Source organism: Diaphorobacter sp., from assembly GCF_050251835.1.
In the GTDB taxonomy this organism is placed as follows: domain Bacteria; phylum Pseudomonadota; class Gammaproteobacteria; order Burkholderiales; family Burkholderiaceae_C; genus JBFXIE01.
The window spans coordinates 1-10,603 of sequence record NZ_JBFWLZ010000056.1 but is presented as its reverse complement, the minus strand read 5'-3'; the positions used below and the strand labels follow the sequence as shown (position 1 = coordinate 10,603).

Genomic DNA, 10,603 nt, shown 5'->3' with positions numbered 1-10,603 from the left:
AGGACAGCAAGGTGATCGTGGCGATCAACAAGGACCCCGAGGCGCCGATCTTCGGCGTGGCCGACTACGGGCTGGAGGCGGACCTGTTCACGGCGGTGCCGGAGCTGGTCAAGGCGCTGTAAGGCGCTGTAAGGCGCAACGCAGTAGCACCGGACAATCGTTTTGGCGCTATTTAATCAATAGCTAGTGGCGCTTGTCCTATAAGGGCTTGCGCCACTTTTTATTAGTAAACCCATGAGGCAAACCCCATGAGCACAAACATCTCCCGCCGCACCCTGGTGCAGGTCGGCACTGCTGCGCTGGCCAGCGCAGCGCTGCCCACGTTGGCGCAGGCCGCCTGGCCCAGCAAGCCGATCAAGATCATCGTGCCCTACACGGCCGGCGGCTTTACCGACCAGATGGCGCGCCTGCTGCAGGTGGGCCTGCAAAAGGCGCTGGGCCAGCCCATCGTGATCGACAACAAGCCCGGCGCCAACAGCATCATTGGTGTCGATGCCGTGGCCAAGGCAGCGCCCGACGGCCACACCTTTGGCGTGGTGATTGCCGCCTACGCGGCCAACACCAGCCTGTACCCCAAGCTGCCCTACAACCCGCGCAAGGATCTGGTGGGCGTGTCGCTGATGGGCGTGTCGCCGCTGCTGGCGGCCGTGCCCAACAACGCGCCGTTCAAGAACACCAAAGAGCTGCTGGCCTACGCCAAGGCCAACCCGGGCAAGGTCAGCTTTGGCTCGTCGGGCACGGGCTCGGCCGCGCACCTGACCAGCGAGCTGATGAAGGCGCTGACCAACACCTTCATGGTGCACATCCCTTACCGCGGCGCATCGCCCGCCTTCACCGACCTGCTGGGCGGGCAGATTCAGCTGTTTTTTGATGCGCCCACCGGCCTGATCCAGCCCGGCAAGGCGGGCCGCGTGCGCCTGATTGGCGTGTCTGGAGACAAGCGCCTGCCCGCCGTGCCCGATGTGCCCACCTTTGTCGAGCAGGGCATCCCCGGCCTGATCGGCAGCACCTGGGCCAGCATGATTGCCCCGGCCGGCACGCCGCGCGACATCGTCAAGCGCATGTCGGATGCCGTCAACGCCATCATCCGCAGCGACGAAACGCGCGCCAAGCTCGAAGCCATGGGCACCTTTGCCGAAGGCAGCACGCCCGAGGCCTGCGACGCCTTCATCGAGGCCGAGACCGCCAAGTGGGGCAAGGTGATCCGCGACGCCAAGGTGACGCTGGACTGAATCCCGCAGCTACGGCTGCAGTTGCAGCCCCAGCCCGGTCAGGCCGCGCCGCCCGAGCCGCGCGTGCCTGACGACGGCAGCGGCAGGCCCAGCAGGGCGCAGGCCACGGCCTCGCCCACCTTGATGCCATCCACCCCCGCCGACAAAATGCCGCCCGCGTAGCCCGCGCCCTCGCCGGCCGGGTACAGGCCCGCGGTGTTCAGGCTCTGGAAGTCGCCGCCGCGATCGATGCGCAGCGGCGACGAGGTGCGCGTTTCCACGCCCGTCAGCACCGCGTCGGCCATGTCGTAGCCGCGGATCTTGCGCCCGAACGCGGGCAGCGCCTCGCGCATGGCGGCGGTGGCAAAGGCGGGCAGGGCGTCGTCCATGCTGACCAGCGTGACGCCCGGCTTGTACGAGGGCTGCACGTCGCCCAGCGCGCTGGACGCACGGTGCGCCAGAAAGTCGCCCACGCGCTGCGCCGGGGCGTTGTAATTGCCGCCCCCCAGTTGGTAGGCGTTGGACTCCAGCTGGCGCTGCAGCACGATGCCGGCCAGCGGATGCGTATGGCCTGCGGCCAGTGCTTCCATGCCGTGGGTGGCGCCCAGCGTGGCCTCGAAGGCGGCGGGCTCGCGCGGGTAGTCCTGCGGCTCCACGCCCACCACCAGGCCGGCGTTGGCGTTGCGCTCGGCGCGCGAGTACTGGCTCATGCCGTTGGTGACCACGCGCCCTGGCTCGCTGGTGGCGGCCACCACGGTGCCGCCGGGGCACATGCAAAAGCTATAGACGGTGCGCCCAGCGACTGGGGGCGTGGTGGCGTGGTGCACCAGCTTGTAGTCGGCCGCGCCCAGCAGCGGGTGGCCCGCGTGCTGGCCCCAGCGCGCGCGGTCGATCACGCTTTGCGGGTGCTCGATGCGCACGCCCACCGAGAACGGCTTGGCCTGCATGGCCACGCCTGCGCCATGCAGCATGGCAAAGCTGTCGCGCGCGCTGTGGCCCAGGGCCATGACCACATGGTCGGCGCGCAGCTCTTGCACCGCGCCGCTGGCCAGGTCGCGCACGCGCAGGCCGCGCAGGTGGCGCTGGCCGGTGGGGGCCGACTCGATGATCACGCCGTCCACGCGCTGCTGAAAGCGCACCTCGCCGCCCAGCAGGGTGATCTGCGCGCGCAGCGACTCCACCACCTTCACCAGCTTGAAGGTGCCGATGTGCGGATGGGCCACGTACAAAATCTCGGGCGGCGCGCCCGCGGCCACAAACTCCTGCATCACCTTGCGGCCCAGGTGGCGCGGGTCCTTGATCTGGCTGTAGAGCTTGCCGTCGCTGAAGGTGCCTGCGCCGCCTTCGCCAAACTGCACGTTGCTCTCGGGGTTCAGTTCGCGCTTGCGCCACAGGCCCCAGGTGTCCTTGGTGCGTTCGCGCACGGGCTTGCCGCGCTCGAGCACGATGGGCCTGAAGCCCATTTGCGCCAGCACCAGCGCCGCAAAAATGCCGCAGGGCCCAAAGCCCACCACCACCGGGCGCAGCGCGGGCACCTCGCTGGCGCGACCGACGGGGCGCCAGGCCATGTCGGGCGTGGGCTGGATGTGCGGGTGCCCCGCGTGGCGCGCCAGCAGGGCGCTTGCCTGCGCGGCATCGGCCAGCTGCACGTCCAGGATGTACACCGCCAGCAGTTCGGCCTTGCGCGCGTCAAAGCTGCGTTTGTGCACGTGCAGGGCGGCAATGGCGGATTCGGGCACGCCCAGCGCCTGCGCGGCCTGGGCGCGCAGCAGGGCGGTGGGGTGGGCGTCGGGGTGGGTGTCGTCGTCGCGGGTGCTTGCGGGCAGGGCTGCCAGCGGCAGTTTGATTTCAGAAAGGCGCAGCATGGCTTGTGTCGATCAAGCAAAAAAAAGGGGCGCCATGGTAGCACTTGCGCCCCACACAGGATTTGATGCCAAAAGTGGCTGTAGCGCCCTTGTGCTGTGCGCTGGCAGCTATTAACTGCATAGCAGAAGGCGGCGTCAGAACCAGGGGCCTGGCTCGTCGATGGCGTCCTGGGCGTCAAGGGCATCGCGTTCTTTTTGCTGCCTGCGCTCGGCTTTCAGCCAGTCCTTGAGTGCGGCCGGGTCGGCGCGCAGGGCGTTGATCTCTTTGCGCAGCCCCAGTGTCTGGGCCTGGAGGGTTGCCAGGTACGCGCGCAACTCGCGCGTCAGGCTGGCGGGGCTGGGGTTGCGGCCCATGCCCATGCCGGACGGGATCATGAATTGCTGCTGCACCTCCTGCACCTCCTGCTGCAACTCGCCCAGCTGCCTGGCCAGCATCCGGTTGTAGTGCGCCAGGCGCTCCTCGCTCAGGCCGGCGATGTGGCCGGGGTCGATCTGCTCCACCTCCAGCTGCAGCTGCAGCAAATCGAGCAGCCTGTTGCCCGCATAGGCCTGGTTGACGCGCTGCATCAGGGCGGTCTTGCGCTCGCGCCCGGCGGGGTCGGGCTCGCGGTCGGGGTGCAGCTGGCTGGCCAGCTTGCGGTAGATCTCGCGCACCGACTGCGTGGCCTGCGCCGCTGCCTCCTGCGCCTTGCGCTGTTGGGCGCTGGGCTTGCGCGCCCGGGCGGCGTGGTGGGCCTGGCGTTCTTGCCCGGCCTGCTCCTGGCGGGCCTGCATCTGCTCGTGCACGCGGCGCAAGATGGCGTCCGGCGATTCCATGTCCGCGTCCTGCAGATCCACGCCGAACAGATCGCGTGCGATGGCCTGCGCCATGTCGCGGGCGGTTTCCTGGTCCTGGGCTTCTTCGGCGTCGTAGTCGCCGCCGCTGTGGCGGTTGTAGATTTCCTTGAGGCGCTCGCGCGTGGCCTCGTCGGGCGTGGCGTCGATCAGCATGCCAAGCCGGTCGGCGATGGCCTCGCTGAGCGTGCGCTGATCGGCCTTGGTCAGCTTTCTTGCGCTGCCGGTTGTGTCCAGCCACTCCACCAGCTCCACCAGCAGCGCCCGCAAGCCGTCTTGCGCCGGCTGGATCTCGCGCGCGTAGCGCTCGTGGTAGTCGGCAATGGCCTGCTGCCACTGGGCCAGCAGCTCGCGCTGCTGGGCGATGCGCTCGATGTGGCGGTTGAACTTTTTTTGCTGTGCGGTCAGCGGGGCGCCGCCGGGCGCGGCCGGAATGCGGACGGGGGCGTGGCAGCTGCTGGTCATGGTCGGGCAATTGTGTCCGATGCCCACCCCCAAAGTGGTTCAGGCCGTGGGCAGAAAACCCTCGACCGACAGATAGCGCTCGCCCGTGTCGTAGTTGAAGCCCAGCACGCGGCTGCCTGTGGGCAGATCGGGCAGCTTTTGCGCAATGGCCGCCAGCGTGGCGCCGCTGGAGATGCCCACCAGCAGGCCCTCTTCGCGGGCGGCGCGGCGGGCGTATTCACGCGCGGGCTCGGCATCGACCTGGATCACGCCGTCCAGCAGACGGGTGTCCATGATCCTGGGGACAAAGCCCGCGCCGATGCCCTGGATGGGGTGGGGCGCCGGCTGGCCGCCCGACAGCACGGGCGACGCCGTGGGCTCCACCGCAAACACCTTGAGTTGCGGAAAGCGCGCCTTCAGCACACGGGCCACGCCCGTGATGTGCCCGCCCGTGCCCACGCCGGTGACCAGCGCGTCCAGCCCGTCGGGGAAGTCGTTCAATATTTCCTGCGCCGTGGTGCGCTCGTGCACGTCCACGTTGGCGGGGTTTTCAAACTGCTGGGGCATCCAGCTGCCGGGCGTGGCCTCCACCAGCTCCTGGGCGCGGGCAATGGCGCCCTTCATGCCCTTTTCGCGGGGCGTCAGGTCAAAGCTGGCGCCGTAGGCCAGCATCAGGCGGCGGCGCTCGATGCTCATGCTGTCGGGCATCACCAAAATCAGCTTGTAGCCCTTGACGGCCGCCACCAGCGCCAGGCCAATGCCGGTGTTGCCGCTGGTGGGCTCGATGATGGTGCCGCCGGGCTGCAGCGCGCCGCTTTGCTCGGCCGCCTCCACCATCGCAAGCGCGATGCGGTCCTTGATCGAGCCGCCGGGGTTGCTGCGCTCGGATTTGATCCACACGTGGGCGCCAGCGCCAAACAGCCGGTTGATGCGCACATGGGGGGTGTTGCCGATGGTTTGCAGGATGTTGTCAACGCGCATGGTGTCTCCAGGAGGGTGGGTGGGTATCCGGCGAAGCGGTGGTCAAGCCGTGCATTGTGGGGCAGCTGATCCGCCGTGCGGCGATAACGATATGGTGCCGATGGATAAGCGCGCACTGCCTGGCACAAGGCCGCGGCGCCGCGCCGAAGGCCCGATGCCCCACCAGATTGGTGGTGCCATTCACGCTTTCGCCGTCTGCAGGGTTGACAATGGGCCGCTTGTCACTTCCTGCGATCGCGCCATGACCCTTTTGCACTCCACCCTGATCATGCTCACCATCAGCTGCGGGCTGATGCTCATCGGCTTTTCCGCCCGCGACAAAAGCTGGGGCCCGGGGCTGATCATGCTGGGCATCGTGGGTTCGCTGGTGCTGATCGCCTACAACATCTTCCAGCTGACCCCTGCGCGCTGACCGGCGCCACGACCGGCGCCACAAGCGCGGATAATCACCCCCGTGAAGCACGCCAGACCGCCGCTGGTGCAATCTGGGAAACCAGGCACTGGAGGAACGTCCGGACTGCACAGGGCAGCGTAGCAGCTAACGGCTGTCCACCGTGAGGTGAGGATCAGAGCAACAGAGACGAGTCGGAGCACGTACCTGCCACCAGGGGTGTTCTATGGGGTGCCAGCGCAAGCTGGCGACGGCTGGCGCAAGCCAGACGCTCAGGCGCAAGCCTGCAGTCCCATAGCCACCCGGGGCGCGGGACGCGATCCGGGTGAAACGGGCAATCTCTACGCGCAGCAACACCAAGTAGGCACACGTTGACGGGGCCCCCGGAGTGTGCGGGTAGGTGGCATCGAGCCGGGTGGGCGACCCCCGGCCCAGAGTAATGGCGGTCACGCCCGCGCCCTTGCAAGAGGGTTCGGGTGCACAGAATCCGGCTTATCGGCGTGCTTCACATTTTTGATCAAATCAGCCTCCAGCGCTTGTATGGCAAGCGCTAGCAGCTATCAATTTGATATTAAAACTTTTCCCACCCCTGCAGATACCGCCACTGCCCCTCGGGCACCTTGGCCAGCGGCACGCGGCCGATGCGGATGCGCTTGAGGGCCAGCACGCGCAGGCCCACGGCCTCGCACATGGCCGGTATTTGCCCGGGGCGGATGCCCTTGAGCGCAAAGCGCAGCCGGGTCTCGTTTTGCCAGCTGACCTTGATGGGCGGCAGCGGGCGGCCGTTGAAGCTCAGGCCGTGGCACAGCTTTTGCAGCCCGCCCTCGGCGATCTGGCCGGCCACTTCGACGATGCATTCCTGCTCCAGCGTCTCGATGTCTTCGGCCAGCTTGCGGGCCACGCGCCGGTCCTGGGTATAGACCACCAGCCCGCTGGCTTCGGTGGGCAGCGGGGTGAAGCATTCCAGCTGTTTGAAGTGGCGCAGCAGCACGCGCGTGCCGGCGGCGTCTTCGGGCAGGTGTGATTGCGCGCCCAGCAGCGTGACGGCTTGCGGCGCGCCCTGGCTGCGGCTGCCGTGGGGGGCGCTGGCGGCGCCCATGCCCAGCCCGGCTTCAAAACCCGGCGGCTTGTGCAGCAGCAGGGTGACGGGGGTCAGCTCCATCGGGTTGGCGTCGGGCGCCAGCGCCACGGTTTGCCCAGGCGCCACGCGGGCGCCGGGCAGTTCGACCACGCGGCCGTTCACCGACACCCAGCCGCCTTCGATGTATTGCTCGGCCGTGGTGCGCGAGCAGGCAAACTGCTGCGCCACGCGCTTGGCCAGGCGCACGGGCTCGGCGCCGTGCGCATCAGTCATTGCCGGGCTCCATCATGCGGATGCGCTCGATGTGCGCCAGCAGCGAGCGCTGCGCCACGGGCCACAGGCGCTCGGGCACGTCGTCGTAGGCCAGGCGCACCCAGTCGTCCATGCTGCCGTCCGGCCGGGCCTGCAGGGCGGCCAGCACCTTGGCCTCGCGCGCCAGGCGGTGGGCCTTCAGGCGCGCGATGGCGGCGCGGGCATCGCCCAGCACGTAGCCGTGCGCGGGCGCGATGAACTCGGCGCCATGCTCGGCACACAGCGCGTCCAGCCGGTCCAGCGAGTCCAGGTAGTCGGCCATGTTGCCGTCGGGCGGGTCGATGACGGTGGTGCTGCCGTTCAGGATGTGGTCGCCCGAGAACAGCAGGCCGTCTTCGCGCAGCAGCAGGCACAGGTGGTTGGCCGCGTGGCCGGGCGTGTGGATGACCTGCAGGGTGTGGGTGATTTTGCCGTCCAGCCCTTGTCCGATAAGCGTGAGAAGCTCCTGATCTTGTAGCGCCCGGTCGGGAGCGAACTGGCTGTGCGCGCGTGCCGTGGGTTGTGACGGCAGGCCCAGGATGGGCGGCGCGGCGCGGCCGGCGCGCACGCACATCGCCTGCAGCGGCGCGGCGCCGGGCGAGTGGTCGGGGTGCGAGTGCGTGCACACGATCATGCGGATGTCGCCCCCTGCGGCGCGCCACAGCTTGTCCAGGTGCTCGGTGTCGGCCGGGCCGGGGTCGATGGCGATGTAGCCCGTGGCCGGGTCGCCCACCAGGTAGCTGTTGGTGCCCGGGCCGGTCATCACGCCAGGGTTGGGCGCGGTGAGGCGCTGCACGTTCTTGAGCAGCGGCACGGGCGTTTCGGTCTGCCAGTCCAGCACATGCAGGGCCTGGCCGTCGGGGCAGACCAGTGCCAGCTCGCCATAGGGCGGCTCGTGCTCCATGTGGGGTGTTGGCTTGCCCTTGACCAGGCCCGCGCGCGGGCTGCTGACCCACAGCGGCTGCTCGTGCGCGACGGCGGCCAGCACCGCGTCCACGTCGGCAAACTGCGCCAGGCGCTGCAGCGTGCGGATGGTGGGGAAGATCATGAAGAATTGCCCGGCCTCGTGGCGCGCCAGCGCGTCCTGCGGGCGCACCCACACGGGCTCGAACTGCTCGGACCCATCGGCCACGGGCTCCTGGCCTTCGGGCATGCGCGCCACCAAAAAAGGCACGGCAAAGCGCTTGGGCAGGTTGCGGTCGGCCGTCCAGTGGGCCAGCGGGTACACGCAGTCGGCCGCCAGGCGCAGGCCGCGCGCGGCGCATTGGCTGGCAAAGGTGGCGGGCGCGGCCGGGTGGCGCTGCAGCGCGGCAATGTCGGCCGCATCGGCCATCTGCCCTTGGCGGGGGCCGTCGGCGTGGCGCGCCAGCAGTACGCCCAGTTCTTCAAAGCTTTCGCGGATGGCGGCCAGGGCGTCGGTCAGGCGCTGGGCGCATTGCGCGGGGCGGTGGTCGGCCTGGGCATGGGCGGCGGGGTCGGCGTCCTGCGCCTCGATGCCGCCGCCGGGGAAGACGTAGGCGCCGGGCACAAAGCTGGCTTTGTCCGAGCGGCGCGTCATCAGCACTTCCAGCGCGCTGCCGCCATCGGGGCAGGGCGCGTCGCGCAGCAGCAGCACGGTGGCCGCATGAAGAGGGGTGACCGGCTCGCGGTGGGGATGGAGTTGTTGGCTGGTGCGTGGCATGGATTGCATTATGGGCAGTGCGCTGCCGTGAGTGCGGCCGCGGGGCGTGCAGCGCCGATAATCCGCCCCCATGCACATCCGCTTTACCAAGATGCAGGGCGCGGGCAACGACTTCGTGGTGCTCGACGAGACCCGGGGCCTGCTGGGCCTGACGCCCGCGCAGTACCGCTTTCTGGCTGACCGCCACTTTGGCGTGGGTGCCGACCAGATCCTCAGCGTGCGCCCCTCGCCCGCACCGGGCATCGACTTTGAATACGTGATCCACAACGCCGATGGCGGCCAGGTAGAGCAGTGTGGCAATGGCGCGCGCTGCTTTGCGCGCTACGTGCGCGACAAGGGCCTGACGGCGCAGGACACCATCCGCGTGCAGACCATGGCCGGCGTGATCGCCCCGCGCCTGACCCCCGATGGCCGCGTGACGGTGGACATGGGCCGCCCCGAGCTGGAGCCCGCGCGCGTGCCGTTTGACACCACGGGCCTTGCGCCGGTGATGCAGGGTATGGCACAAAAATGGCCTCTAGCCCTTGATGATCAAGCGCTGCCAGCTACAGTATTGATAGTGGTCGTGTCCATGGGCAATCCGCACGCCGTGCAGCTGGTCGATGACGTGGACACCGCCCCCGTGGCGCAGACCGGCCCGCTGATCGAGCGCCACCCGCGTTTTGCCCAGCGCGTGAACGCCGGCTACCTGCAGGTGCTCAGCCGCACCGAGGTGCGCCTGCGCGTGTACGAGCGCGGCGCGGGCGAGACCCTGGCCTGCGGCACGGGCGCCTGCGCTGCCGCCGTGGCGGGCATGCGCCTGGGGCTGCTGGATGCGCGCGTGCAGGTGCACACGCGCGGCGGGCTGCTCACCATCGACTGGGCCGGCGGCCCGCAAGACTCTGTATTCATGACTGGTCCGGCCACCACGGTGTTTGAAGGCCAGATCGACATTCCTGACACGCTATGACCTCTTCCATTCCACACGCTTCATCCGTATCCCCCATCACCGAGGACGACATCGCGCAGTTTCTGGCCAACACGCCGGGCTTTTTTGAGCGCCACGCCGAGCTGCTGGCCAGCGTCACCATCGCCAGCCCGCACGGCCAGCGTGCCGTAAGCCTGCACGAACGCCAGGCCGAGATGCTGCGCGACAAGATCAAGGGCCTGGAGCACCGCGTGATGGACATGGTGCGCCACGGCACCGAAAACGCCGCCACGGCACAGAAAATCCTGACCTGGGCGAGCCAGCTGGCCGCCGTGCAGGACGCCGCCGCGCTGCCGCAGGTGGTGGAGCAGGGCATTCACACGCTGTTTGACGTGCCGCAGGTGGCCTTGCGGCTGTGGGACATGGCTCCCGCGCATGCGCACGCCCCCTGGGCCCAGGGCGTGAGCGCGGATGTGCGCGCGTTTGCCTCGTCGCTGACCATGCCGTTTTGCGGCCCCAACCTGGGTTTTGACGCCACGGGCTGGCTGGCGCAGCCGCACGAGGTGCAGTCGCTGGCGCTGCTGCCGCTGCGCGTGGGCGCCATCGACAGCGTGGAGCAGCCGGCCTTCGGTCTGCTGGTGCTGGGCTCGCACGACCCGCACCGCTTCGAGGCCACGATGGGCACCGACTTTCTCACCCGCATGGCCGAGCTGGCCAGCGCCGCGCTGTCGCGGCTGCAATAAAGGCATAGCGATTAGCGCGTAATGCTTGTTTGGTGAGGGTATTGGCTTCCTCGCCCGCACTCGGGAGAGAGAGAAAAAGCCGCAAAGGCAGAGCAGCACTGCGCAAGGTGTTTTCACTTGACTATGAACATGCCGCAGAGGCCCCTCACCCCTCCCTCTCCCCAAAGGGGCGAG

At 68.7% G+C, this 10,603-nt stretch carries 9 protein-coding genes, 1 other RNA gene and 1 pseudogene; 6 read left to right on the top strand and 5 right to left on the bottom strand.

Translation table 11 applies throughout. The annotated features are described in order from the left end of the window. Both AB7E35_RS14060 and AB7E35_RS14055 read left to right on the top strand, forming a co-directional pair. A pseudogene (locus AB7E35_RS14060) lies at window positions 1–122 on the top strand (electron transfer flavoprotein subunit alpha/FixB family protein); the annotation flags it as partial. A gap of 126 nt (window positions 123–248) precedes the next feature. Then, window positions 249–1,232, top strand: a complete 984-nt coding sequence (locus AB7E35_RS14055) for a Bug family tripartite tricarboxylate transporter substrate binding protein (protein ID WP_428164401.1) — start codon at window positions 249–251, stop codon at window positions 1,230–1,232. 38 nt (window positions 1,233–1,270) lie between these two features. Here the strand turns inward: AB7E35_RS14055 and AB7E35_RS14050 are convergent, their stop codons facing one another. From AB7E35_RS14050 to cysK, 3 genes are all read right to left on the bottom strand, one after another. Beyond that, window positions 1,271–3,076, bottom strand: coding sequence for an NAD(P)/FAD-dependent oxidoreductase (locus AB7E35_RS14050; RefSeq protein ID WP_428167775.1), 1,806 nt, complete (start codon window positions 3,074–3,076; stop codon window positions 1,271–1,273). 135 nt (window positions 3,077–3,211) lie between these two features. Beyond that, entirely contained in the window at window positions 3,212–4,375 is a 1,164-nt protein-coding gene (locus AB7E35_RS14045) for a J domain-containing protein (RefSeq protein WP_428167774.1), read from the bottom strand. A 39-nt stretch (window positions 4,376–4,414) separates the two neighbouring features. Continuing rightward, the gene (cysK, locus tag AB7E35_RS14040; RefSeq protein WP_428167773.1) at window positions 4,415–5,335 is read right to left on the bottom strand and encodes a cysteine synthase A; all 921 of its coding nucleotides are present in this window, start codon (window positions 5,333–5,335) and stop codon (window positions 4,415–4,417) included. Window positions 5,336–5,576: 241 nt separating this feature from the next. Between cysK and AB7E35_RS14035 the strand changes: the two genes are divergently transcribed. Then, window positions 5,577–5,747 (top strand): hypothetical protein, encoded by a 171-nt coding sequence (locus AB7E35_RS14035; protein ID WP_428164405.1) that lies wholly within the window; start codon window positions 5,577–5,579, stop codon window positions 5,745–5,747. Between the two features lie 44 nt (window positions 5,748–5,791). Continuing rightward, window positions 5,792–6,237, top strand: an RNA gene (gene rnpB, locus AB7E35_RS14030) — RNase P RNA component class A. A gap of 60 nt (window positions 6,238–6,297) precedes the next feature. Here rnpB and AB7E35_RS14025 read toward each other — a convergent pair. Next, window positions 6,298–7,080 (bottom strand): rRNA pseudouridine synthase, encoded by a 783-nt coding sequence (locus AB7E35_RS14025; protein ID WP_428167772.1) that lies wholly within the window; start codon window positions 7,078–7,080, stop codon window positions 6,298–6,300. Further along, window positions 7,073–8,779 carry an MBL fold metallo-hydrolase gene (locus AB7E35_RS14020; protein WP_428167771.1) on the bottom strand — a complete coding sequence of 569 codons (1,707 nt, stop codon included), beginning with the start codon at window positions 8,777–8,779 and terminating at the stop codon, window positions 7,073–7,075. The genes AB7E35_RS14025 and AB7E35_RS14020 overlap by 8 nt, the downstream gene beginning before the upstream one ends. Before the next feature lie 70 nt (window positions 8,780–8,849). On the opposite strand from AB7E35_RS14020, the gene dapF reads away from it, so the two are divergent. Further along, window positions 8,850–9,728, top strand: a complete 879-nt coding sequence (gene dapF, locus AB7E35_RS14015; RefSeq protein WP_428167770.1) for a diaminopimelate epimerase — start codon at window positions 8,850–8,852, stop codon at window positions 9,726–9,728. After that, on the top strand, window positions 9,725–10,429 hold the full coding sequence (locus AB7E35_RS14010) for a DUF484 family protein (protein ID WP_428167769.1): 705 nt from the start codon (window positions 9,725–9,727) through the stop codon (window positions 10,427–10,429). The genes dapF and AB7E35_RS14010 overlap by 4 nt, the downstream gene beginning before the upstream one ends. The last annotated feature ends 174 nt before the right edge of the window (window positions 10,430–10,603 follow it).

Coding starts and splice junctions, on each gene's coding strand:
- AB7E35_RS14055 (WP_428164401.1), top strand. CDS start 249: ATGAGCACAAACATCTCCCGCCGCACCCTGGTGCAGGTCGGCACTGCT.
- AB7E35_RS14050 (WP_428167775.1), bottom strand. CDS start 3,076: ATGCTGCGCCTTTCTGAAATCAAACTGCCGCTGGCAGCCCTGCCCGCA.
- AB7E35_RS14045 (WP_428167774.1), bottom strand. CDS start 4,375: ATGACCAGCAGCTGCCACGCCCCCGTCCGCATTCCGGCCGCGCCCGGC.
- cysK (WP_428167773.1), bottom strand. CDS start 5,335: ATGCGCGTTGACAACATCCTGCAAACCATCGGCAACACCCCCCATGTG.
- AB7E35_RS14035 (WP_428164405.1), top strand. CDS start 5,577: ATGACCCTTTTGCACTCCACCCTGATCATGCTCACCATCAGCTGCGGG.
- AB7E35_RS14025 (WP_428167772.1), bottom strand. CDS start 7,080: ATGACTGATGCGCACGGCGCCGAGCCCGTGCGCCTGGCCAAGCGCGTG.
- AB7E35_RS14020 (WP_428167771.1), bottom strand. CDS start 8,779: ATGCCACGCACCAGCCAACAACTCCATCCCCACCGCGAGCCGGTCACC.
- dapF (WP_428167770.1), top strand. CDS start 8,850: ATGCACATCCGCTTTACCAAGATGCAGGGCGCGGGCAACGACTTCGTG.
- AB7E35_RS14010 (WP_428167769.1), top strand. CDS start 9,725: ATGACCTCTTCCATTCCACACGCTTCATCCGTATCCCCCATCACCGAG.